This window comes from Enterococcus sp. DIV0660C, assembly GCF_017316125.1.
Classification (GTDB): Bacteria; Bacillota; Bacilli; order Lactobacillales; family Enterococcaceae; genus Enterococcus_B.
This window is the reverse complement of sequence record NZ_JAFLWA010000018.1, coordinates 46,422-72,112: the sequence shown is the minus strand read 5'-3', so window position 1 is coordinate 72,112 and position 25,691 is coordinate 46,422. Positions and strand designations below refer to the sequence as shown.

Here is a 25,691-nt window from a genome sequence, read left to right as displayed (position 1 = left end):
TATTCACTTTTAGCTGTTTCTACGGTTCTTTCCAGTCATCTCGATTTCTTTTGTTAAATAACGAATTCGTTCCATAATACGTTTAGCTTTTAATGGTTCTTCATCACCACGTTGTGTAACAGACAAATGTTTTTCTAACTCATCCATTGTAAAATTTGATGAGAAAAATGTCGGTAATTGTTCTTGCATTCGATATTGCAAAATAACACCAAATACTTCATCACGAATCCAACTACTCATTGCATCGGCTCCAATGTCATCCATCATTAAGACGGGCGAGCGCTTCACCGCATCTAGTTTGTCCGAAACTTGGTCTTTTCCAATTGCTTGCTTCATTTCAACTGCAAATGTCGGAAAATGAACAAGCGTAGTTGTATACCCTGCAACTGCTAGGTCATGTGCAATTGCACCTAATAAATACGTTTTACCAATTCCAAAGCTTCCGACTAAATATAGCCCTTTGTGGTAACCTTTAGGATCATTTGTGTATTGCTCCACAAAATTGAATGCTTCAAAAAAGGCATCACTACGGCCACTTGTTTGCTCAAATCCTTCAAATGTAGCCGTTTGTATATCTTTCGGCATATCCATTGCTTTCACACGACTACGGATTTCTTCTTGTTTTTGTCGAGCAATCAATGCTTCAGTCGGCACATAGGTGACATCCACATAATGAAAGTTCAACACCAGTTTTGGCTCGTAGCCTGGTGCAATCATTGTTGGATCATTTTTCTGATATTTTCGCTTTTCTTGAACAAACTCATAAAGTTTTGCATAGCTTTTTTCAATATCTGCTTGTGTTAAACGCTCTTGGTGTTCTGCCAAAAAAGCTTGAACATCTGAATCATTCAATACTTCTTGAATCATTTCGGCATACTTTTCTTGATAATTACGTTTGCTAATGATCTTTTTTAGCTCTCTTCCAACATCTTCCATTAGTTGTCACCCTCCTTTTTAGCAAGATATTCTTTAAAGCGACGATCAATTTCTGCTTGTTTTTCTTGACTGATTTTCTTCTCATCTTTTGGTTGATTTACCCAATCAGGTAATTTTTCTCGGCGCACATTTCGACGAGTATTTGAGTAGTTTCTCGTTTGCTTTTTCTCTGCGCTTTCTTGGCTTTTCTTTTTAATATGAGCAATAGCATCTTCCGCTGTCATGATTTTCTGTTGTGCCCATTCGTTAGCAATTGTGTTGACATAGTTTGTCCCCAAACTTGCTTGATTTTTGATGACCAATACGTAATTCAATAGCACATTGATGACACTACTTGGAAGCCCTGAGCGAGAAACAAGCTCTTGCATCAACCACGTTTCTGATTTAGATACATACCCATTTTTTTCTTTTTTGATTGACTCTAAATATTTCATTGGCGGAACACTTTGGGCCTCTTTGATTAACTGCACAGAGGCTGCAGACAGTTGTCCATGATTAGGCGCTGATTCCACCTTTTTGATTTCGGTGCTGTCTAGATTTTCTGCAGGTACCTTTAGCGTAGATGATTGACTCACAGGGTTTGCCAAAAAGATTTTTTGAAGTTCTTTCAAAGAAATTTTTTGCTCTGTGAAGTCGTACGCTTCAACGATTTTCTCACCTAAAGCTAAATCATCCAATCCATACAATTGTTGGTACATTTCGAGTTGTTTGATGGTTGGTTCATCTGGTTTGTCAATATGTTTTTTTTGCAACCAGTTTGTCAAAAAAGACCAGTCAATCGTGCTTTTTTCAGGTAACCGTTTCGTTATTGCTTGCTCAGTAAATGTTTCTTCCAGCTTCTCGATTTGCTGTTTGTCAGCGGCAAAGGATGCCTCGTTAAATTGGTACACTTCTAAAAATTTTTTAGTTTTTTTCTGATAGCCTTCTGTTGAAAGTTTTTTTGGTTCGAAATGTTTAACTAACTGATCAAAGCGACGTTGACCAACCTTTTCTAATAGTAAAAAACTTAAAACAGAATCCATAAAGAATTGTTTCACCGACATCGGTTCCAGTAATTCATACAGGAAACATGCACCTAGGCTAGGGTCTTCTTTATAATAAACATCTAATAAGCCAATTCCCTCAAGTTTTTTTCGTGCTTCGTAAAATTGAGGAATACCACAACCAAGACTACTCAATAAATCTGCGTGAAGTCCTTCTGGTCCTTGGCCAGTCTCTAAAGAAATTTCTGTCAAAAGAGTAAGATAAATACTAAGTGCTTCTCCACCAATCAAAGGTTGGTAAAGATAGAGCAACGCATTTCGATTTTCTTCTTTTAAAGGACTCCGCTTTCTTCCTTGGTAGATATTTTTTGGTTGAAGCTCTTTCCAAGCATTTTCCAAGGAAATGCCCCCTTTATTCTGTACTTTCGTCTTCGGTATCTTTAGAATTGTTATTTTCTTTTGCCTTCTCTACGATATCTTGCAACTCTTTTAAGAATACAGACATATCTTTAAATTGGCGATATACACTTGCAAAACGAATATAGGCAATTTCATCCAAATTTACAAGATCTTCCATGACATATTCCCCAATTAAATTGGTTGATACTTCGTTTTCGCCCAAACTTCGGACACGATTTTCTACATGGTTCACAATTTGCTCCATTTGCTCCATAGCAACTGGACGTTTTTCGGCTGAACGAATCAATCCTCTTAAAATCTTATCTCGATTAAACTCTTCACGCTCACCGTTTTTCTTGATAACTAGCAGTGGTGCAGCTTCGATTCTTTCAAATGTTGTAAAACGAAATGAGCAATTTTCACACTCACGTCGACGACGAATCGCCCGACCATCATCTGCTTGACGACTATCAATAACACGGGAATTATTATGTTGACATCTTGGACATCTCATTTAGTTCACCTCATGTATCATTTAAGTTTTATAAAAAGAACATTCTGCTCTTTCATAGTTAGTTGCATTATAACATGAAACTTTTATGTTAAGCGACTTTCTCAACTAAAAAGATGCAGTTTTCATCGGCCATAAAGCGTTTTTATCCATTCATCGCAAAAAAATGAGTTGTGACAAAAGTTTATCACAACTCATTTGACGATCAAAACGAAACTGTGAAAGATTTTCAACTGTTTCCTTTTGAAAACATGACTCATGTTTTCAAAAACTACAATTTTTCTTCAATACCAGTGTAATGTTTTAACCGTTGTTCTTCAATTTTTTGTTCATCAGGGATGTGTTCAGCGTCTGGGAGTGGCTTTTTTGTTCGATCAGTCATTTCTTTTTTTCGTTCTTGTGTCAGATCTTGTTGACGTGCTTCTTTTTCTGCTTGTTGATCATCTAGTTCAGCAATTCGTTCTTTATATTGGTCTGCTTTCTTTTTCCCAATCTCGGCTTGTACACGACCTTCATTTTTTAATTCTTCTTTATCAAGTAACTCACCAATTTTTTCTTTGGCAGATCCGACGACTTTATCTTTTTGATTCTTGATATTTCCCATACAAATCCCTCCCCTTTTCTTATCTTTAGCATAACAAAAATGAACAAGATACTCAAAATATACGACTAATTGATCATTCTCATAGATGTAAAAATACTTGTTTCACGTCTTTGATGACTTGTAAGCAAAAAAAGCATTAAACTAAAAAGCAAAGCACTCCGTTTAGCTAACGAAGCACTTTGCTTTTGTATTTTTAATCTGTTATAAAGATTGTTGCTTTAGCCATGACTCGACTTGTTGGACTAATTCTTCTTTTGTTCGAGTATTATCAAACAAAATATCCGCTCGTTCTTTTTTCACTTCGATTGACCACTGCGTCTTTATTCGTTTTAATGCTTCAGTTTCTGTTAATTGATTTCGTTTCATCAATCGTTCAAGCTGAATCGCTTCTGTGGTATAAACAACTGCTACAGCATCCATGTAACGTTCATAGTGCCTTTCAAACAGCAAAGGAACATCAACAACAACTAAGGGATTCTGTCGTTTTTTCTCAGCAATTTGTTGTTTGATACGTCCACGGATAAACGGATTCAATACACGATTTAAGGTTTGCCGCGCTTCATCGTTTGCAAATACGACAGTACCTAATTTTTTACGATTTAGTGTACCATCTTCATTCAAGATTTCTTTGCCAAATACTTCAACGATTGCCATCAAACCATCAGTTCCAGGTTCGACAACTTCTCTTGCCACTACGTCACCATCAATTACTGGAATCCCATGTTTTTTAAAAACTTCAGCTGCTGTACTTTTACCTGTTGCAATACTTCCAGTTAAACCTAAAACGAAACCTACTTTGGCAATTTTAGTTGCTGACATTTTGGACAATAGTGAGTCCCCCTTTGTGCAACTTTTATTTTGACAATTGGTGTTTGACAACGGACACATGGTTGGCCTGTTTGACCATAAACATGAAGGGCCATTTGAAAACTACCCGCTTCTCCAAGCGCATTGAGATAGCTACGAATCGTTGTTCCACCAGCTTCCACTGCTCGCCCCAATACATCAATAATTGCTAATCGAAGTGTCTCGATCTCTTTTCTTTTTAATGTATTGGCAGGCTGTTCTGGGTGGATTTTCGCTTCCCATAATGCTTCATCCACATAAATATTTCCTAAGCCCGTTACTAAACGCTGATCTAACAGTAACGGTTTGATTGCTTTGTGTGATTTTTTAAGACCTGATTCAAATGCTGACAAAGTAAATAAATCTGGTAGTGGTTCTGGACCTAATTTCATGATTCCACGATAAGTATCACTTTGTCCTTTTGACACTAACGTCATCCGCCCAAATTTCCGAACATCATTATAGCGAAGCTGACTGCCATCATCAAAAAAGAAAATGACATGAGTATGTTTATCTAATGGTTGATTTTCTTCTACAAAAGAATATTTTCCTTCCATTCGCAGGTGAGAGATCAACTCATAATTGGTTAAATGAAAAATCAGAAACTTCCCTCGGCGTCCAATTGATTCAATGGTTTCGCCAATCAATGTTGCCTCAAAAATCGGTGCTTCTGGTTGTTCAATAATTTTGGGCCACAAGACTTGCACTTTTTGGATCTTTTTTCCTGTGACCAAACGTTCTAGCCCTTTACGGACCGTTTCAACTTCTGGTAATTCAGGCATGTTTCTTCTTCACCTTTTTCTTTTTTATTTTGCTTCGTACCATGTTTTTCCCCAACTACTATCAGTAATCAATGGCACATGAAGCGAAACAGCATTTTCCATCACTTCTTTGACTAATCGATCTAATGTTTCTAATTCGTGTTCTGGAACTTCAAAAACTAATTCATCGTGTACTTGTAATAACATTGTTGCTTCTAGTTTTTCATCTTTCAATCGTTGCGCCAAATCAATCATCGCGATTTTTAAAATATCAGCTGCACTACCTTGGATTGGTGTATTGATAGCCGTCCGTTCTGCAAATGACCGCAAGTTAAAGTTTCTTGAATTGATTTCTGGTAAATAGCGCCGACGATGATACAGTGTTTCCACGAAGCCTTGATCTTTTGCTTCACGAACAATACGCTCCATGTATGACTTCACACCAGGATATTTTTCAAAATACGTGTCGATATATTGTTGTGCCGCTTTTCGAGAAATACCAAGATTTTGTGACAAACCATAATCTGAGATGCCATACACAATTCCAAAGTTAACGGCTTTTGCTTGGCGACGCATATTTGGTGTTACATCTTCTGCTTTTTCAATCCCAAAGACACGCATTGCCGTACTTGCATGGATATCTTGCCCTTCCAAAAAGGCTTCTTTCAGATGTTCATCATCAGAAATATGTGCTAATACACGTAGTTCGATTTGAGAATAGTCAGAAGAATAAATCAACCAATCTTTTTTTCTTGGAACAAATGCTTCACGAATTTTCCGACCTTCTTCTAAACGAATCGGAATGTTTTGCAAGTTTGGATCAACCGAACTCAAGCGGCCAGTTTGGGTTAGTGTTTGAACATAACGAGTATGCACTTTCCCATCTGATTGAATCACTTTTAATAGTCCTTCTACATAAGTAGATTGAATTTTTGCAATTTGACGATAGACCAAGATGTCATCAACGATTGGTGCTTGTTCTCTTAATTGTTCTAACACATCAACCGCTGTTGAATAACCCGTCTTAGTTTTCTTAATAACGGGAAGACCCATTTTTTCAAACAAGATAACACCTAATTGTTTAGGTGAATTTAGGTTGAATTCTTCGCCAGCTTCCGCATAAATTTTTTCTTCAATTTCTTTTAGACGTTCTGAGAACTCGATCTTCATTTCCTGTAGACGAGAAGCATCGACTTTGATTCCACTGATTTCCATTTCTGCTAAAATCTGTGACAATGGCAGCTCCATTTTATAAAACAAATCTGCTTGATTTTTTTCTTCTAATTCTTTGTTCAAGATTGGTGTCAGTGCGTTGATTGCCGCCACTTTACGTGCAAGATGCGCAAAGAAAACTTCTTCCTCTTCTGGCAACCCCTTTTTCGCACCTTTTCCATAAACTGCATCATCTGATTGGATCTCTTGATAACCATAATGTGCAGCTACACCTTCGATATCGCTACTTTTATCATTAGTATCTAACAAATAAGAGCCCAAAAGAACATCGAAATCAATCCCTTGTGTCTTACCCGTGTAACGATTTAAAGCCACATACGTCCTCTTTGCATCGTAAACTTTTTTCAGACGTGTTCCGTCACTCAACCAATCTTCAAATGCTTCACTTTCGAAAATACCGAGGTCATTGGTCACATAAATTTTTTCTTTTGTTCCCCAAGAAACACCAACAATGTCTTCTGTATGATAATTTTCCCCTAACATTTCGACATAAAGTGCCATATCTGTGGTAAACATTTCTGGTTGATAATCTGTCACTACTTCAAATAGAACATCTGATAGCTCTGGTTCTTCCTCATGAATATCAAGCTTAGCCAAAAATTGCTTAAATTCCATCTCTTGATAGAATGGTACTAATTTTTCTAAGTTTTTTCCTTCATATTTCAATGAGTCAATTGCAACATCAACAGGTGCATCCGTATTGATTGTCGCTAATTTTTTGGACAGAAAAGCTTGTTCTTGATCATTGATCAGATTTTCTTTCATCTTGCTTTTTTTCATTTCAGTAATATGTTCATAGATTCCTTCAACCGAGCCATATTCTTTGAGTAATTTGATCGCTGTTTTTTCACCAATTTTGGTTACACCGGGGATATTATCAGAAGCATCACCAGCTAACCCCTTCATGTCAATGATTTGTTTAGGTGTCAATCCGTCATACTTTTCAGCAATATGTTCGGGTGTATAACTTTCAATGTCGCTAACACCCTTCACAGTAATATCTACCTTGACATCATCCGTAGCTAATTGTGTCAAGTCTCGATCCCCTGAAAGAATAACAACATCAAATACTTCTTTATCTACTTTTTCTGCCAACGTACCAATAATATCATCGGCTTCATAATTTGGTAGTTCATAATATTTTACACCGAGCCCTGTTAACAATTCACGAATGTAAGGCATCTGTTCTTTGAATTCACCAGGTGTTTTTGAACGTCCACCTTTATATTCAGCGTACATTTCTGTACGGAAAGTTGTTTTTCCTGCATCGAAGGCAACTAATACGTGTGTCGGTTGTTCTTTTTGCATCACATTCTCAAACATTGTATTAAAAGCGTAAATTGCATTGGTATGCAATCCATTTCGATTTTTAAAACGTTCTAGTGAATTATGCAACGCAAAAAATGCGCGAAAGGCGACACTGTTCCCGTCGACCAATAATAATTTATTTTTTGTCATGTCAATTAGCTCCTCATCCGTAAAGTTCTTATTTATTCTAACAAAGAATGTCTTGGAAAGCGAAAAGAAAAAACGGATAGGAGAAAATGTTTATCTCCTACCCGCCTCAATGTTAAAAATTAATTGTTTCTTCCGAAAATTCGTAAAAATGCAAGGAACAAGTTGATAAAATCTAAATACAATTGAAGAGCCATAAACACTGCCACGCCACTGTTTGCAGTTCCATTACTTTGAATATAGACTTTACGAATATTTTGATTATCATAAGCAGTGATTCCAGCAAAGATCAAAACTAACAAGATTGAGATGAAGAAATCTACTGCACTACTATGAAGCAAGAAAATATTGACAAACATGGCAATAATCACACCGATCAATGCAGCTAATCCTGCACGACCAACCCCACTCAAATCTTTTTTAGTAACCATGCCTACAACTGACATACCGATAAACATACCTGTTGCCGTCAAAAATGCTTGCGTAATTGTTCCTATATCATAAAAAGCAAGTGTCACAGCTAATACCAATCCATTTAGTAATGAGTAGGCGATGAAACCTCCAATCGCTAAACTTGGATTTTTTTGTGCCTTCGCACTTAGCACCAACACTAAAATGATTTGAACAATCCAAAGTCCTATAAAACCTAATGGAAAACCATTAATAAATGCTGCCACTTGTTGTGGAAAAACGGATAGTGCTAAATATGAAGTCAATGCACTTAACGCCAATCCTACTCCTAAGTAGCCATACACTTTAGAATAGAAACGATTGATTCCTTCATTTGCTACGCTTTGATTATTCATTTAATTCACCTTCACTTTCAAATTCAATTTCTAGTTCTGGATCAGCAGGTGGCTGAACCATCACCACAGCGTCGAGTACGCGATTGCCTTCGCTATTTTCTGCTTCAACAGAAATCGTAACGACGTCTTTCATTTTGTCTACTTTTATGACCTCAAATTGGAAAGTCAATGTTTCGTAGTGGAAAACTGGTTCAATAAAATTAACAGAAAAATTCACAACGTGCGAGCCTGGACCAGGTAAATGCTTAGAAACAGCACTTGTAATGATACCCATTAACATCACAGATGGCACAATTGGTTGTTGATACTCTGTTTTTTGCGCAAAATCATGTTGAATATATAATGGATTCGCATCATTTGTTAATCCTAAATAAAGCAACAGCTGATTGTCTTCAATTGATTCTGTTAAAGACAACGAGTCGCCTTCCTCTAACTCATTTATTGTTTTTCCTAATTTTCTCGGTTTACCTATATTCAAAATAGAAACCCTCCAGTTTTATTTTACTCAAGAACAATTGTACCAAAACCAAGCAAAAAGGCAAGTTATGAAAACTACGCTTTTTGTATACAAGAAAGCAGCCAAAAAGACAAAACTTTTTTGGCCGCTTTTGATTGATTTCGTCATTTGTTAATGATTACAAGACGTTTCTTGTCGTGTTGCTCAATAGTTTTTCATAGGCTTGTTCAAATTTTTGAACATCACCAGCTCCCATAAAGATAACAACTGCATCATGGTAATCTAACAATGGTGAAACGTTATTTTCTTTCAGAACTTGGCCACCCTTTTGAACTTTTTCACCAAGGTCTTCGATCTTAACATCCCCTTGTTTCTCACGAGCTGAGCCAAAAATATCACACAAGTATACGCGGTCAGCTAAGTCTAATGCTTCAGCAAACTCATCCATCAACGCAATAGTTCGCGTAAATGTATGTGGTTGGAAGACAGCAATAATTTCTTTATCTGGATATTTTTGACGTGCACCATCAATCGTTGCACGAATTTCTGCTGGATGGTGTGCATAGTCATCAACAATTGTCATATCTGAAACGATTTTTTCACTAAAGCGGCGTTTTACACCAGGGAAAGTCAACATTTCTTCTGATACTTCTTTAAGATCTAAGTCTTCAAAGTAAGCAACTGCAATGACACTTAAAGCATTTAAAATATTATGTTTTCCAAAAGCTGGAACCACAAAATGGCCAATAAATTCATCTTCATGGTACACATCAAATGCTGAACCAGTTGTTGTACGCTCAATATTTCGTGCTTGGATATCATCGTTATCACTAATACCATAGTAATAAATCGGCACATCTGCCTCTAATTTTCTTAGATATTCATCATCGCCATACGCAAAAATGGCTTTTTTCACTTGGTGCGCCATTGTTTGGAATGCACTGTATACATCTTCAATGCTTGTATAGTAATCAGGATGATCAAAATCAATATTTGTCATAATCACATAATCAGGTGAGTAAGCTAAAAAGTGACGACGATATTCGCAAGCTTCAAATGCAAAAAATTCTGCACGTGGATCGCCATGTCCAGTACCATCACCAATCAGATAACTAGTTGGGCGAACACCTGTCAATACATGCGAAAGTAACCCAGTTGTACTTGTTTTACCATGTGAACCAGTTACTGCAATACTTGTATAGTTTTGAATAAAATCACCAATGAAATCATGGTAACGAATTACTTCAAGTCCAAGTTCTTTGGCACGTTGGATTTCTTCATGTGTGTCAGGAAACGCATTCCCTGCGATGACTGTCATACCTGATTTAACGTTATCTGCACTAAATGGCAAAATTGTTATATTTGCTTTTTCTAAATCTCTTTGTGTAAAGAAATATTTTTCAATATCTGATCCTTGGACATTTAGTCCTTGCTCATGTAATACAAGCGCTAATGAGCTCATACCTGAACCTTTGATACCAACAAAATGATATAATTTTTCTTGTTTTGTCATTTGAATCCTCTTCTCTTATCTATCATCCATCATTCATTCACATATTCAACACGATTTTCATTATCTTATAAACAAATAAAAATTTCAACCAAATTTGTTCGCAAATGCTTTTTCTTGCAAAATAATGAGTTAAGAACGAGAAAATTGCCATTTTGTCTGGCCCAGAATGGCTTGATAAGTTGTCCAAATCTCTGTCGGAATTTCGACATGGTTGAGATAGCCTTTTCCCTTGGGACCATAACCGTATTCATCATCATGTAAGCGAGCGATTTCTCCTAAGACTAATGATTTAAAGTAATCCGATGGCCATTGATGGTTTAATTCTGATTGCGTAAACGCCATGCTAGTATTTGTTTCTTCATCAGACCAACGTGCTAATTGTGGAACGATCGGTACATAGTTTTCAAATTCAACAGTTGTGTTCTCCCATACTTTTTCAAAAGTTGCTCTTGTTCGTCGCTGTAATATAGGATCATTCATCAATAAAATCTTTTGTGGGAATAACTGTATCTCTTGCAATTTATCTAACGCAAATCGAGCATTTTCACCAGAATTTGTGGAGTACGATTCAATGACTAACTGCGCATCTGAAAAATGATATTTTTCTTGTAGATAACAACGATACATCTCACTTTCACTAAGTGTTTCTGAAAATAAAAATCCTTGCTCTTCAAAGTTTCTTCGAAGTATTGGTGTCGCATGACCTATTCCACCTACTAAAAAAATTTGTTCAATCTGTTTTTTTTGCAAAAGATCAGCTGCATGATCAACCAAAACTGGCAATCCGTTCCCTGCAAGGATTAGGAGCGGAGCCGTTTGTCTATGTGTAGCTACATCCATAGCTGGTTGATCCGCTAAAAATGTTAGTAGCTGATTCCAATTATCAATCATCCGAACAATACTCCTTTCCTTATCTATTTAGTCGTTATCGTTATTTAGCCGTTTTGTTTCCTGCCAAACTAAATTCCCACGACAGCGCCCACAACGAAACCGTTTTGTATCAATTTTCCGTTTTCGATAAATCATTGTCTGACAACCTACGCATTGATAACATTCAATTTTACTGCTTTTTTTTGCTACAGTTGGCGCATAACGCAATCCACCAGTTTGTTGTAACAACTGTTTGAAGTCATTATCTCGGTGATGATAGCCTTTACCAGCTAAATGCAAATGGTAATGACATAGTTCATGTTTAATGATTCCGACAACTGTTTGTTCATCAGATTGAGCAAACATCGACGGATTGAAGTCTAAATGATGATCATTCAAATGATAACGTCCGCCTGTTGTTTTCAGGCGTGCGTTAAATATAGCTTCATGTGTAAACGGCTGTTGAAACCACTCAATCGAAATGGCTTCAACTAGCATCTGTAATTCCTCTTGTGTCACTTTTTACTCCTTATAAGGTGAAAGCATGGTTAAACTAATACGACCTTTCTTCACATCGACTTGTTCTACCCATACGGTTACGACATCCCCAACAGAAACTACATCTGTTGGATGCTTAACAAATTTTTTACTTAATTTTGAGATGTGAACGAGGCCATCTTGCTTTACACCAATATCCACAAAAGCACCAAAGTCGATAACATTTCGGACAGTTCCTTTTAATTCCATACCTGCCTTCAAGTCTTCCATACTTAAAACATCTTGGCGCAATAACGGTGCTGGCATTTCTTCCCGCATATCACGTCCTGGCTGTGTCAAACCTTCTAAAATATCGGTCAATGTTTCTTCACCAATCTCCATAGTTTTCGCTAGAGTTTCTGGATTTAATTGTTTTAAGACTTCTGTTGCTTCAGAAGTGCCCAGATTTTTTTCAGTTAATTGGTTCATAGCTAAAATTTCTTTTGCTACCGCATAACTTTCTGGATGGATACCCGTATTGTCTAATACATTTTTTCCATCTGGTATCCGCAAAAATCCAATGGCTTGTTCGTATGCCTTTGGCCCTAATCTTGGAACCTTTTTCAATTGCGTACGTGCGTTGAATGCACCATTTTCATCACGGTAAGTAACAATATTTTGTGCAATTGTTTTATTCAACCCAGAGATATGCTGTAACAGTTGGGGGCTAGCCGTATTTACATCCACACCCACTTGGTTAACAACTGTTTCAACAACAAAGTCTAATTGCTCTGCCAATCTTTTTTGGGAAACATCATGTTGGTACTGCCCAACACCAACTGCTTTCGGATCAATTTTGACTAATTCTGCCAATGGATCTTGCAAACGGCGTGCAATTGATACAGCACTTCTTTCTTCAACCTGCAAATCAGGAAATTCCGTTCGAGCGACTTCACTTGCAGAGTAAACAGAGGCACCAGCTTCATTGACAATGGCATAATATGCTGTGTGATCCACAGTTTTTAATTGTTCCGCTACAAATAATTCTGATTCTCGGCTAGCAGTTCCGTTTCCGATTGCGACCATATCCACTTGATATTGATTGATTAATTTTATAAATTGTCCTTTTGCTGCTTCACGTTTTGTTTGAGAAGCTGGTTTGTGTGGATAGATGACTTCAATTGCTAGGACTTTCCCTGTAGCATCAACTACCGCTAATTTACAGCCCGTACGATAAGCTGGATCGAAGCCTAACACAACTTTTCCTTTTAAAGGTGGTTGCAATAGTAAGTTTCGCAAATTTTCACCAAAAATCGCAATGGCTTGTTCATCCGCTTTTTCAGTTAACTCATTGCGAACTTCACGTTCAATCGCTGGAGAAATAAATCGCTTATAACTATCTTGATAAGCTTCACGCACATAACTTGCTGCAGGTGAAGCTGGATTGCCAACTAATTGACGTTCCAAATAATCCATTACTGCTGTTTCGTCTACTTGCAGGTTGACTTTCAGAATATCTTCTTTTTCACCACGATTTGTTGCTAAAATACGATGAGAAACCATTTTATGAACAGGCTCTGAGAAGTCGTAATACATCTCATAGACACCTTTTTCGTCTAAGTCCGCATCTTTTACTAAACTTACATAACTCCCCTTATTATAAGTATAAGAACGAATCCAAGTTCTGAATTTAGCGGTATCGCTGACTTGTTCCGCAATGATTTCATGCGCTCCTTGTAGTGCATCTTCTACGGACAAAACTTCTTTTTCTTCATTAATAAATGTTTGCGCATAGGTTTCCACTTTTTGGTCATTCAATTGCAATAACCATTCTGCAAGTGGCTCTAATCCTTTTTCTTTGGCAATCGTTGCTTTTGTACGGCGTTTTTGTTTATATGGACGATACAAGTCTTCTACTTGTTGCATTTTAACTGCTTGAAGGATCCCTGCTTCTAATTCAGGCGTCAATTTTCCTTGTTCGTCAATTAAGCGTAAAACTTCGACTTTTCTTTTTTCTAAATTTTCTAAGTATGCGTAACGTTCTTCGATTTCCCGAATTTGGACTTCATCCAAGCTCCCTGTCATTTCTTTTCGGTAGCGTGCAATGAAAGGAACTGTATTTCCTTCACTCAATAAATGAAGAACCGTTGTTAATTGTTTTGTGTTATAGCTTGCTAATTCTTTTTGTACAAGCTGGATAATTGTTTGGTTGAGTTTTTCTGTCATCGAGATGTTCTCCTTTAGTTTGTTAGTCGCTTGTCTATTTTAGCATACTTTTTTTATGGAATAAAAAAAGGCGGAATGACAAAATAAAAAGCATAGAACAAGATGTCTACACTTTTTAGAAAATTTAGTTTCGCTCTTCGTTTACAAATCTCAAATCAAAAATCTGGTTGCCATGGTCCCTGATTATTTTGATACTCAATGTCTTGGACGATCCCTTGCTCGTCAAAAATCACGCCATGGATGGATCCGCCAAACACTGCACCGCCATCAATCCCAATCTTATTGTCGTTTAGCCATAAATCTGTTGTTTGCATATCGCCATGCAACATTGGCGTAATTGTGTGGCCAAAAACAATGGTCTTCCCCGTTTGATTTTTTCCGTTATGAAAAGGTTCACGAATCCAAATAAAATCTCTTGGGCTGGTTTCTCGCCAATCTTTTTTCGTTAAATCTACTCCTGCGTGAACAAATAAATAGTGTTTCCATTCGAAATATAAAGGTCTCTCCACTAAAAATTGAATCAGTTCATCATATCTTGAACGAATCATCATTGCGATTTCTGTTGGAGAATACTCTTCTGTCGCACCTGGATGTAATAAACTTTCAAAGGTCTCTTTACCACCGTTACGCAAATACGCATTATACCAATCTTCAGGCGATTGTAAAAATTGTAAGAAATACTCCTCGTGATTGCCACGTAGATAAATGGCGCCAGTTTCTTTCGCTAATTTCATTCCAAGTAAAAAACATTCTTTTGTTTTCGGTCCGCGATCATTTAGATCACCAATCAAAACTAATTGATGAATTGTTGGATCATAGTCACGTACTAATTCTTGAAACAATTCATATTCTCCATGGACATCACTAATTGCATAGAGCAAAGATTTCATAACTACCACACCCCTTCTTAAAAAGTATAGCGTAAATTTACAAGTGATTCCAACAAAAAAAAGCTAAAAGAAAAACAGGTTTTTGCTTTTCTTTTAGCGACTATTTAGTGGCAACGGTTAAGGGTAACCATTGTTTTCTTAACGATTTGAACCTTTGATTTATTTGAAATTTGCCACCAAGATTTCTGCAATTTCTGTATCTGTTAACGAATGTTCTTTAAGGTAACGATTATGTGGATGTTGCGCACATTCTTTTGAACATGCTCCAAGATGTCGCGCTTCATTTTCTACCGAAGTCAAAAATTGACGATTGCATTCAGGATTTGCACAATTCACATAGCGCTCACAAGGTGTTCCGTCAAACCAGTCTCTACCAACTACTCGTTTATCGACATGATTGATTTCAACCGCAATTCGTTCATCAAAGACATACATTTGTCCATCCCATAATTCACCTTGAACTTCGGGATCTTTTCCATATGTCGCAATCCCACCATGAAGCTGCCCAACGTCTTTGAAGCCTTCTCGAACTAACCAGCCAGAAAATTTTTCACAACGAATCCCACCTGTACAATAAGTAACGACACGTTTGTCCATAAATTCTTCTTTGTGGTCGCGAATCCATTGAGGTAGTTCTCTAAAACTACGGATCTCTGGTCGAACAGCCCCACGAAAATGACCTAAATCATATTCATAATCATTTCTTGCATCAATCACAACAGTTTCTTCATCAAGAATCGCTTCTTTAAATTCTTGCGGTGATAAATAAGCTCCTGTAGTATCTTTCGGATCGATGTCCTCCTCAAGTTTGAGAGAAACCAGTTCCGAACGTGGACGAACAAACATTTTTTTAAATGCGTGTTCAGGACTTGGGTCGATTTTGAAGAAAGTATCAGCAAAACGTACATCTGCTTTCATTGCATCCATATAAGCAGTCGTATCTGCAATTGTTCCTGACAACGTGCCATTAATTCCTTCCGTTGCGACAAGAATCCTCCCCTTCAAGTTCAATGACTTACAAAAGGCTAAATGTTCCTTCGCAAACATTTCTGGATCTTCAATCGTTGTGTAATTATAATAAAGTAAAACTTGGTAATTCATACTGTGACATCCCTTCATTCTAATGATTCCCAAATAGTATAAGAAAGGATCAGTTATTTGACGACTTATTTGCTTGTGTATTTTTACGCAAGATTGAATAGTAAACGCACATAAGTTTACATAATAATTTTATAATCAAAAAAAGTAAACTTTTGCAGATTCTATGATAGCCCTCTACAAAAGTTTCAATTTATTTGCCAGTCACTGCAAAATAATTACCATCTGGATCAGCAAAATTAAAAACGTATTCTTCACCGATTTGGACTAAATCACCCAGTGTGACATTATTTGTTTGCATTTTTTTATATAAACCAAAAACATCTTCACTTGCAAACATTAAAGAAGGTGAATTTGAGGCAACCTCTGGTGAATGTGCCTCGATAAATTTGCGATCATACAAAACTAATTTCGCTTGTGCGTCAACTGCTGGACCAATCTCAACAATCAATGTGCCATCCATTTCTTGTCGATCTAATTCTGCAAAACCGTTATTTGTCCAAAATGCTGCATTTTTTTTAACATCATCGACATAAAGCATGATTTTTATTTCATTTGTAAACATTTTGTTCCTCCTAAAGCCATTTTAAATGGTGAATAATCGTTGCTAGTTTACCATATCCTCCTCATAATCTCTAGACTTGTCTATTTAAATGAATGTTTTTCGTTTGTATTTTCTCGTTTTCACTTTTCGGAATATTTACTTTTATAAATAAAAAGCTAACTATCGAAACGATAGCTAGCTCTAATTTTTTCTTAAGCTTTATGCATTTACATCAATGACTTTAGTTTCATCATTGATGACATCACGATCCAAATCATGGATACGAGCACTTGTAACAATCCCAGCTACCATACTACCACTAACGTTTGTTGCAGTACGAGCCATGTCGATCAATGGTTCTACAGAGATAACTAAACCGACGATTGCTACCGGTAAATTCATTGCGCCTAGCACGATTAATGAAGCAAATGTTGCGCCCCCACCAACGCCAGCGACACCAAATGAACTGATCGTTACGATCGCTACTAGCATTAAAATAAATTCTAAGCTAAATACATTAATACCTGCAGCTGGTGCAACAATTGTTGCTAACATTGCTGGATAAACTCCCGCACAGCCATTTTGCCCAATTGACAAACCAAAGCTTGCAGAGAAGTTCGCTGTTGCATCGTCAACCCCAAGAGCTTTCGTTTGTGTTTCAATATTTAACGGCAATGCACCTGCACTAGAACGTGAAGTAAAAGCAAAACTCAATACTGGAAAAGCTTTTTTGAAGTAATTAATTGGATTCACTTTGACTGACATCAAAATGAGCGAATGAACAATTAATACAGCAAGCAAAGCAATATATGAAGCTAGTACAAATTTACCTAAGTTCACGATTGCTACAAAGTCACTTGTAGCCATGACGTTTGTCATCAACGCAAGTACGCCATATGGTGTTAAGCGTAGAACTAGTGTCACGATTCGCATAACTATTTTATATAAACTATCAATCAAATCTGAGAAAAACGCTGCTTCTTTTGGTGCTTTACGTTTAATCCCAAGATAGGCAACACCAACAAATGCAGCGAAAATCACGACACCAATTGTACTTGTTGGTCGACTCCCCGCTAAATCAGCAAAAACATTTTTAGGAATAAATGATAAAATTTGTTGAGGAATAGATAAGTTCTCAACCGTTTCTTGTCTAGTAGCTAATTCAGCAATACGTGCTGTTTCAGCTGCTCCTTCAGTAAATTTTGCCCCTTGTAAATTAAAGAGCATCGTTGTCCCAATCCCAATTAGTGCAGAGATTGCTGTCGTCGCTAACAAAGTTGTTAAAACTGTGGCGCTGATTTTACCTAATTTTTCCGAAACTTTCATTTTGGTAAATGCACCGACAATCGAAATGAAAACCAATGGCATAATTAACATTTGCAAGAAAGCAACGTAGCCATTCCCAACAATTCCAATCCAATCCATTGATTGAGTAACAATTTGATTATCGACCCCAAAGATAAGTTGCAGTAGACCGCCAAATACGATCCCGATACCTAACGCTGTGAAGACGCGCGTTGAAAATTTAGTATGGCGCTTTTGCATACGATAAAACACATATAATAATGCCGCAAAAACTAGAACCACTAAAACTGTGATGAGTGTTGTCATTTTTTTCCTCCTTAAAATTTTTTAATGACAAGTCCATCAAAGGAAGTAAAGGTTCCCGGGAATGATTCTTCAACCATTCCCCTGAAAAAAACTTGTATTTTTTCAGTGACTCGTTCATTTTAGCTCATTTTTTGCCAAATGGCATGCCTTTTGCTTACATTTAGTAATAGAAAAAGAGCAGTAGCGATAGTTTTAAGCTATCACTATTGCTCTTTCTTATGCTTCTTTTTCTGATTGAAAATTCAATTTGACACCTGGTTCATCTAAAGCAATCTCTGTAATTTCGTATGCCATACGACTAACAATGTCAAATAAAGGTGCGACTAACTCATCCACTTCTTCTTGTGTAACATCTGCCTGTCCTTGAACTTTACGATTCAAGATGTGATTGATTTGACTAACACTTCCAGATAGTACATATTGGTCAAATACTAAGCGGAACTCTAAACGAGCACCTACAATACTATGTTCTTCTGGGTAATTTTCAATCGTTTCATTCAACGGCGAAAAACCAACTTTTAAGTCAGTTTGGATTTCTTGATCTTTAGGTTTTTGATCGTAGTGAAAAGCCTCAACCACTTCTTTTTGTCTTCTAATTTCCATATCATCACTCCTCTATAAAAATTATAGCATATGAAATTTGAAAGCGGACAATATTTTAAATAATCTCTGGTAATCCAATGATTTGCTTCAATTCATTCACCACATAGGTTGCAGGAATATCACCTAAAAAATGATCGATATCATATAAGCAAGTGGCAATTCCCGCGTTATTCCCTGCTTCAATGTCTAAGCGACGATCACCAATCATCATTGCTTCTGTTTTTTGTAAATGAAATTTTTTAATAATCGCATGCAATGAAGAAGGATCCGGTTTTCTAGGAAATTCTTGATCTATTCCAACAACTTCTTCAACCAATTCGTCTAGCCCAAAGTCTTTTAAAAGTTTCCAAGTTGAATGAGTTAAACGATGTGTCAGGATAAAGTGTCGTCCGCCGTGTGCTTTCAACTTTTCTAAGACCAATTTCGTATCTTGAAAAGGTGCTGATACTTCTTGACTCTCTGTTTCATAGCGATGAAATAGTGGAGTAAATTTTTCCTCAGATAACTGATAGCTTTGCCGTAATTGACTCGTTGAATACTTTTTCATCACAAAATAGATTTCTTTTTTATCCGCTGTAATCCCAAAATCTTGTAAGGCACGCCAAGCACCATCAACCATTGCAGGATATGTATCAAATAATGTACCATCAAAGTCCCAAATAAAATTCTTTATCATTGCTCCTACTCCTCTTTTTTTCGCACAAAGTATATCAAGTCTTTATAAAATCTTTTTATCAATGATCGTTAACTGTTCGTCAAATGTGTATTGGATTGGTTGCGCATTGGGAATATCAATCGTATCCATTAGATTTTCTGGTACATTCTCCAAGTATTTTGTTAACGCACGTACACTGTTTCCGTGCCCGACCACTAAAAGGTTTTGTTGCTCACGAAGTTTTGGTGCAAGTGAATCTTCCCACAACGGTATCAGACGTTTGACCGTCATTTCTAAGCTTTCTCCATGAGAAATCAAACGAGGATCCAAGAAATCGTATCTTCGATCCAAGTGGTTTTCTTTAGCAAGTGGTGGTACTTCACGATAGTCACGACGCCAAATTTTGACTTGTTCTTCTCCATAGATAGCTTTCATTTCGTCCTTGTTTTTACCAACTAGTTCACCATAATGACGTTCATTTAAACGCCATGTTTTAGTAATTGGAATCCACAATTGCCCCATTTCTTCTAAAGCGAATTGAGCTGTTTTGATTGCTCGCTTTAAAACTGAAGTGTAGACAGCATCAAACGCTAAACCAGCTTCCTTCATTTTGTTCCCTGCTTCACTCGCTTGCTGCGCACCTTTCGCAGTCAATGCTACATCCAACCACCCCGTCCAATAATTCTCGAAATTCGCTTCACTCTCACCATGACGCAACAAAACCATTTTCATTTTTTTCACTCCCTATACATTTGTTTCAAATCGTGTACCGCATTTTTTACAAGTTACTCGAATTTTTCCACGACCTTGTGGAGCACGTTGCTTTTGTTGGCAATTTGGGCAAGAAAAATACGTGTACGTTTGGTAAGCCGTTTCCTTGTTTGTCTTTAGTTTTCTTTTGGTGACCGTTTGAAAAAAGTTCCGTACTGTTCGCCAGTTTTTTAAAAAACGTTGATTTTCATTCAATCTTGGATAAATTTTAGTTGATAAGAAACGATAAAACAAAATTCCTAAAAACAGTAAAGAGAATACTCTGCCAGACCCATAAGGCAGCCAGCGACTTAATAGACTAAACAGAAGCGACAAGATCAGTAAAAAGCGATTCAATTCGTCAAATTTTGCATATCTTCCTTTCATGAGTTGTTGATATTTTTGATACATTTTAATCATTCGTTGTAACCAAACTTGAGCCATTTTCTCCTCCATTGACTATTTAATAGAATAAAAAGTGCAAAAGGAAAAGCCCTAATTGGCTTTTCCCATAGTTACTTGATGCAACATATTTCGATTTTTTGTAAAGTCGATTACGATTACTTTTTTCTCTTCAGCTCGTTTAACTACCCGAAACGTGTCTGCTAAAGGCAATGAAAGTTTTCGCGATGGTAATTGTTGAACTTGTAAATAACGATGAACCAGTGACAAAATCTGGGGAAATTGAATAGATGTATGCATCAGATTAGGATACTTTTTCAAAAGTTGTGTAGTTTTCAAAAGATTTCTTTTTTTGCTCAGTCGTCTCAAAAAACTTTTCAAAATCTTTTGTTGCCGTTTGAAAATCGAAAAAGAATTCTCCTCATCCACTCGATAACGCATCTGATGTTGCAACTCAGCTGTACTTAAATGCACAGTGCCCTCCTCATTTTCCACATCAAGACCTGTTGGAAATAAATCTGTGGTTACTCGATCCCACTCTGTCAATGAGATTTCGATAAATTCTTTGACTGGTAAGTCAAGCTCCTTTTCAAAAAAATCTAGGATAGCTGACATACCTTTTGTTTGATAAACTTCCCCTAAGGTTAATCCCTCTAAATGGAATTCTGGTGAAAAATGCAGTAACGTTTTTTCTTCATTTAATTGAACATAAATAAAAGTGGAACGTTCAACTGATTCATCTTTTAAAACAACTAAAAAATTCATTTTTCTCCTCCTTTACTTCCTTTTTAAAATAGCATACTTCTGCTAAAATGTCAGACAGATTCTAGGATTTTTCCAAAATTTTATTTTTTCGTAATGAGTTGCTAAAGATCAATAAAATTCTCTTTTACTTATGAAAAATTCACTCATTTATTCTTTCCAACACTGATGATATTATTAGATTCACCTACACAATCTCACGATAATGCCGCCCACAGTTCAACTAGATAAGTCCAAAAAATAAGACTGGAAAAAGGGTAAATCCAAATTGTGGTTTCAAGATCATCATTATCGGCACGATTCCAACCAGCACAACATTCAATAGACTGATGTACCATTTTTTCAATGCCACATATATAGCTACCTTGAGAATCGACCTAACAGATGCTTTGGGATTCTTGACCTGAAAATAATAACTATTTAACTGAACGGCTACAAGCATAATGAATAAAAGAAGCAAGAAGGGAATGAGTACGTTCAAGAAGTAAGAAAACTTTTGGCCGAGTGCTCCGCCAATTTTGAGTATATTCTACTTAATTTTAAAGGAGTAGTTTCAACCTGTTTATACAAAAAGGAGTGATGACAATTCAATTGTCATCACTCCTTTTAATTTATCGATTATTTATTAAAGATTTTAGGTCCTTTACGCATGTTTCGGCGATCATTTTTAGGTGTATCTTTTTGTTCTGATCTGCCTCCGCCTTGTTTCTTTTTAATTAGTTCTAACATTTTTTCTTTTGAATTCATTTTTATTCCACCTTTATTTATCTTGCAATAGTAGCAACTTTCTCCTTGTTTAATATACAACAAAAAACAAGTAAAATCATTCTTTTTTTCGGTGTGGCTAAAAAAGAAGTGCAAATCAATCAACTACCTTTGCTATTGACGAACCATAACTCTTGTTAACGTAACATAAGTAGTTCTGATCACATACTTACAAAAAAAGCTTTGTTTGATGAAAACTATTGTACATTTTCTCGCATGTACCCAAGCAACTCGGTGAAATAATTTTTCACAAAAATTATTTCACGTTCGTGACGTCAGCAGGAACCCTTGTGACAGTCCCACTAGTTAAGTCGTGAACTTCTAAAAAGAAACCTGAGCCATAACTAATCTCATAGTTACCTGCTCCGATCTTATGATGGGCAGAATTGCTACTGGCTCTTTCCCAATTTGAACGATCCTCAGTTATGTATTTTTTCCAATAACTATTGTAAAAAATATTGGTATTACCTACGACATCTCCTAAGCCATATCCTAGACGATTGCCAGTAGAAGTTTTCTTATAAGGAATCATCGCACTAACCTTTTCCTGTAATTTTACCGTTCCTGTCGCTTTGCCAGTATAAAAAATCCAATTTACAACCACCTTATGTCCAGCTTTGACTTTGATTGGTTGGCCAGGCACTGTCCAAGATTTAAGAACGGTCTGAGTTTCTGAATTACTATTCGTAAATGTATATTCAGCCGATACCTCTACGGATGTTTCGCCAATCATCGGTAACTCAATTTTGGTTGAAGCCTTAGTTCCTACTTTCGATGAATGTGTTGTTGTTGTAGTAACCGAATTTGTATGAGACTCCGTATATGACGGTGTATAGAATGTCTGATCTTCCGAAGTATTATTATTAAAAGTACTGCTATTCACTGTCCTAGGCGTATGTTTCACGACAAGGTCATTATTATTTCCGACAAGATAAGTATCACTCGAAACATTCCAAGGATTTGTCTCATCACCTGATAACTTCTCACTGTAGGAAATATCTCCCCACTGGTACATTTGAAAAGAAAGCGCGTATGACATGACCGAAAATTTATCGTGATCTGCTTCACTGAGTCTCTCATTCAGCTTAATGCTCTCTCCACTAACAGAGATAGCGCTTACATCATTATTTATAGTAATAGTAGATAACAAACCAACAGATATAATCCCAATTTTAGTTATTTTACTCAACATGTTTTATTTCCTCCATTTTTTGATTACTTTAAACGAGTCATTCAAGTATTATTTGATATTTCTTACACCACTCCTCTACTAAATTCCCTCAATTTTTTAAGAATAACTATGTATAAAAAATAATTGAACGCTGTTCATAATCATGTGAATGAACGTTTCTTTCGTCCATGATCAACATCTCTTAAACATTATTTTATCACACGTTTCTCTTTTTTATTAAAGCAATACTTCTTCCAACGCTCGTTATTTAATTAGGTGGATATTTCTTACTTGATCATTCTTATTTTATTTCTTCACTCTTCTCACAAAATAAAAAATGTAGTTATGGAAATTGATATTATCTAAACGTTTTGCTAACTTCACTGCAAAATTTTTTGAATGATGTTATGATATAAATATTTTTTCTTAAGCTCTGGATTAGTTCAATGGGTTTCCCTGGACCATTAGTTCATCATAAGAAACTTTATTTGATATTGAAAACATAGGATCTTTAGATCGACGATGAACTTAAAACGGAATTCCAATCCAATTATTCTCATCTCTCCAAAATCTATTTGACGTATTGCGTCAACTAAAGTTTGAGTAGATGATTTTGAAGAAATAAACTGTTTTTTGTTTGTAGTGTAAGAAAAAAGCTTTGATTGTAAATTACGATACTCTTTAGTAAACCGAAGATTATTTTTTAAAGATATGCATATTCTTGATTAAAATCCAAAGTATCACATAGAGATAGTTTTCTTTTTCATTCATACGAATTTTGTTTTCTAAATCCTCTAATTGTTCCATACTTTTTTCTAGCCAACACAAAAAAGCACAGAATTGATAACCTAGGAAAGTTTCCCTTAATTATCCTTCTGCACTTTAATTAGTGAATATTTTTAAATTTTACTTGTGAGTAAGTAACGCCACCAGCTCCACATGATGCGTTTGTGGGAATAAGTCAACAGGTTGTACTTTTGTTGTTTCATAACCTGCTTCTGCAAATAATTTTGCATCACGCGCAAAAGTTGCTGGATTACATGAAATATAAACAATTCGAGAAGGGTTCATTTCAATTGCTGATTCAATGAAACTTCCATCTAATCCTTTACGTGGTGGATCAACCATAATAACAGAAGGCTTAATTCCTTTATCTTGCCACTTTTTCATTGCTTTTTCAGCTTTACCCACTTCGTAATGAGCATTTTCGATTTTATTAGTTAATGCGTTAAACTGTGCATCTTCAATCGCTTCAGGGATGATTTCCATTCCATAAACTTCCGCAACACGATCAGCTAAGGATAAGCCAATGGTCCCGATTCCTGAATAAGCATCGATTACAACATCTTCTTTGGTTAAGTTCGCAAAATCAATTGCTGTTTGGTAAAGATATTCTGCTTGTTGTGTATTCACTTGATAGAATGATTTCGCAGAAATTCTGAATGTCTTTCCTAATAGTTGATCTTCAATGTAATCTTTTCCAAATAAAACAACTTCTTTTTTACCAAAGATGACATTTGTTTTCTCTTCATTGATATTTTGAATGACTGAAACAACTTCTGGTAATTCTTCATGAATCACTTTAGCAATCTCTTTTGCTTTGAAGAATTTTTCTTTACGTGTCACTAAAACAACCATCATTTCATGTGAGTAATGTCCACGACGAATAACGATATGACGAATTTGTCCTTCATTTTTAGCTTCATTATACGCACGAACTTGGAAACGTTCTAAGATGTCACGCACAACAACGATTGCTTTATCGATTTCTGGATCTTGAATATAAAAATCTGTAATCGAAACTAAATCATGGCTGTTTTTCTTATAAAAACCGGTAGCCAAATGACCATCAATTTTCCGAACAGGGATTTGTGCTTTGTTTCGGTAAGCAACTGGTGAAGCCATACCTACTACTGGCAGAACAGGTACTTCTGGTAACTTCGCAATTTTTTCCATCACATTTTCAACTTGGTGTTGTTTGAACACTAATTGTTTTTCATAACTCAAGTGTGCAAGCGGAGCAATACCTGTACGAATCAACGTTTTATCTTCAACAGGTTGACGATCCGGTGAAGTCGTTAACCAGTTTTCTACTTTTGCATAGCCAAATTTATTTCCTGCCTTTAATACAAGAACTTCTACTTCTTCTCCAGGTAGCGCATTTTCGATAAATAATGGGTAGCCGTCAATTTTCGCAACACCCATTCCTTCATAACTCAAATCAATAATTTTTACGGTATAACGTTCATTTTTTTTCACTGTTTGTTCGCTCATTGTTTACTCCTTTAACTTCTTACTTTTCTAATTCTGACTCTACTATAAATTATTGTTTTTCACAATAACTAAAACCGGTACTGACCTCT

25 protein-coding genes are annotated in these 25,691 nt (G+C 36.3%); all 25 read right to left on the bottom strand.

The features are described from left to right. Positions 1-9: 9 nt before the first annotated feature. Positions 10-936: a primosomal protein DnaI gene (dnaI, locus tag DOK81_RS04870; RefSeq protein ID WP_206908949.1), complete on the bottom strand. Its 927-nt coding sequence runs from the start codon at positions 934-936 to the stop codon at positions 10-12. After that, positions 936-2,318, bottom strand: a complete 1,383-nt coding sequence (locus DOK81_RS04865) for a DnaD domain protein (RefSeq protein WP_206908947.1) — start codon at positions 2,316-2,318, stop codon at positions 936-938. Before DOK81_RS04865 ends, dnaI begins: the two co-directional genes overlap by 1 nt. Positions 2,319-2,331: 13 nt before the next feature. Beyond that, a complete protein-coding gene (gene nrdR / locus DOK81_RS04860; protein WP_206897794.1) occupies positions 2,332-2,832 on the bottom strand; it encodes a transcriptional regulator NrdR in 501 nt (166 codons plus the stop codon). A 268-nt stretch (positions 2,833-3,100) separates the two neighbouring features. Beyond that, on the bottom strand, positions 3,101-3,433 hold the full coding sequence (locus DOK81_RS04855) for a CsbD family protein (RefSeq protein ID WP_206908945.1): 333 nt from the start codon (positions 3,431-3,433) through the stop codon (positions 3,101-3,103). Positions 3,434-3,634: 201 nt separating this feature from the next. Then, positions 3,635-4,261: a dephospho-CoA kinase gene (gene coaE, locus DOK81_RS04850; protein ID WP_206908943.1), complete on the bottom strand. Its 627-nt coding sequence runs from the start codon at positions 4,259-4,261 to the stop codon at positions 3,635-3,637. Then, positions 4,225-5,061, bottom strand: coding sequence for a DNA-formamidopyrimidine glycosylase (gene mutM, locus DOK81_RS04845; protein WP_206908941.1), 837 nt, complete (start codon positions 5,059-5,061; stop codon positions 4,225-4,227). The genes coaE and mutM overlap by 37 nt, the downstream gene beginning before the upstream one ends. Before the next feature lie 24 nt (positions 5,062-5,085). After that, positions 5,086-7,731, bottom strand: a complete 2,646-nt coding sequence (gene polA / locus DOK81_RS04840) for a DNA polymerase I (protein WP_206908939.1) — start codon at positions 7,729-7,731, stop codon at positions 5,086-5,088. 119 nt (positions 7,732-7,850) lie between these two features. Then, positions 7,851-8,534, bottom strand: a complete 684-nt coding sequence (locus DOK81_RS04835; RefSeq protein ID WP_206908937.1) for a Bax inhibitor-1/YccA family protein — start codon at positions 8,532-8,534, stop codon at positions 7,851-7,853. Further along, positions 8,527-9,012, bottom strand: coding sequence for a MaoC/PaaZ C-terminal domain-containing protein (locus DOK81_RS04830; RefSeq protein ID WP_206908935.1), 486 nt, complete (start codon positions 9,010-9,012; stop codon positions 8,527-8,529). The genes DOK81_RS04835 and DOK81_RS04830 overlap by 8 nt, the downstream gene beginning before the upstream one ends. Positions 9,013-9,169: 157 nt before the next feature. Next, entirely contained in the window at positions 9,170-10,504 is a 1,335-nt protein-coding gene (gene murC / locus DOK81_RS04825) for a UDP-N-acetylmuramate--L-alanine ligase (RefSeq protein ID WP_206908934.1), read from the bottom strand. A gap of 129 nt (positions 10,505-10,633) precedes the next feature. Continuing rightward, positions 10,634-11,395, bottom strand: a complete 762-nt coding sequence (locus tag DOK81_RS04820; protein ID WP_206908931.1) for a YdcF family protein — start codon at positions 11,393-11,395, stop codon at positions 10,634-10,636. A gap of 27 nt (positions 11,396-11,422) precedes the next feature. Then, positions 11,423-11,893: a SprT family protein gene (locus DOK81_RS04815; RefSeq protein WP_206908929.1), complete on the bottom strand. Its 471-nt coding sequence runs from the start codon at positions 11,891-11,893 to the stop codon at positions 11,423-11,425. A gap of 3 nt (positions 11,894-11,896) precedes the next feature. After that, complete coding sequence (locus tag DOK81_RS04810) at positions 11,897-14,077, bottom strand: Tex family protein (RefSeq protein ID WP_206908927.1); 2,181 nt, start codon at positions 14,075-14,077, stop codon at positions 11,897-11,899. 155 nt (positions 14,078-14,232) lie between these two features. Continuing rightward, positions 14,233-14,967: a metallophosphoesterase gene (locus tag DOK81_RS04805; protein WP_206908925.1), complete on the bottom strand. Its 735-nt coding sequence runs from the start codon at positions 14,965-14,967 to the stop codon at positions 14,233-14,235. A gap of 159 nt (positions 14,968-15,126) precedes the next feature. Continuing rightward, entirely contained in the window at positions 15,127-16,068 is a 942-nt protein-coding gene (locus DOK81_RS04800; RefSeq protein ID WP_206908923.1) for a rhodanese-related sulfurtransferase, read from the bottom strand. A gap of 190 nt (positions 16,069-16,258) precedes the next feature. Continuing rightward, positions 16,259-16,630 (bottom strand): VOC family protein, encoded by a 372-nt coding sequence (locus tag DOK81_RS04795; protein WP_206908920.1) that lies wholly within the window; start codon positions 16,628-16,630, stop codon positions 16,259-16,261. 198 nt (positions 16,631-16,828) lie between these two features. After that, a complete protein-coding gene (locus DOK81_RS04790) occupies positions 16,829-18,220 on the bottom strand; it encodes an L-cystine transporter (protein ID WP_206908918.1) in 1,392 nt (463 codons plus the stop codon). Between the two features lie 216 nt (positions 18,221-18,436). Continuing rightward, entirely contained in the window at positions 18,437-18,823 is a 387-nt protein-coding gene (locus DOK81_RS04785; RefSeq protein WP_067481756.1) for a DUF1149 family protein, read from the bottom strand. 55 nt (positions 18,824-18,878) lie between these two features. Then, complete coding sequence (locus DOK81_RS04780; protein WP_206909025.1) at positions 18,879-19,496, bottom strand: HAD-IA family hydrolase; 618 nt, start codon at positions 19,494-19,496, stop codon at positions 18,879-18,881. Between the two features lie 45 nt (positions 19,497-19,541). Beyond that, on the bottom strand, positions 19,542-20,210 hold the full coding sequence (locus tag DOK81_RS04775) for a 2,3-bisphosphoglycerate-dependent phosphoglycerate mutase (protein WP_206908916.1): 669 nt from the start codon (positions 20,208-20,210) through the stop codon (positions 19,542-19,544). 12 nt (positions 20,211-20,222) lie between these two features. Then, positions 20,223-20,672, bottom strand: a complete 450-nt coding sequence (locus tag DOK81_RS04770; RefSeq protein WP_206908914.1) for a hypothetical protein — start codon at positions 20,670-20,672, stop codon at positions 20,223-20,225. 51 nt (positions 20,673-20,723) lie between these two features. Continuing rightward, positions 20,724-21,395, bottom strand: coding sequence for a hypothetical protein (locus tag DOK81_RS04765; protein ID WP_206908913.1), 672 nt, complete (start codon positions 21,393-21,395; stop codon positions 20,724-20,726). 615 nt (positions 21,396-22,010) lie between these two features. Beyond that, the gene (locus DOK81_RS12380; protein WP_067481724.1) at positions 22,011-22,139 is read right to left on the bottom strand and encodes a hypothetical protein; all 129 of its coding nucleotides are present in this window, start codon (positions 22,137-22,139) and stop codon (positions 22,011-22,013) included. A 274-nt stretch (positions 22,140-22,413) separates the two neighbouring features. Further along, entirely contained in the window at positions 22,414-23,172 is a 759-nt protein-coding gene (locus tag DOK81_RS04760) for an ETX/MTX2 family pore-forming toxin (RefSeq protein WP_206908911.1), read from the bottom strand. Positions 23,173-24,234: 1,062 nt separating this feature from the next. After that, positions 24,235-25,602 (bottom strand): 23S rRNA (uracil(1939)-C(5))-methyltransferase RlmD, encoded by a 1,368-nt coding sequence (rlmD, locus tag DOK81_RS04755; protein WP_206908908.1) that lies wholly within the window; start codon positions 25,600-25,602, stop codon positions 24,235-24,237. Between the last annotated feature and the right edge of the window lie 89 nt (positions 25,603-25,691).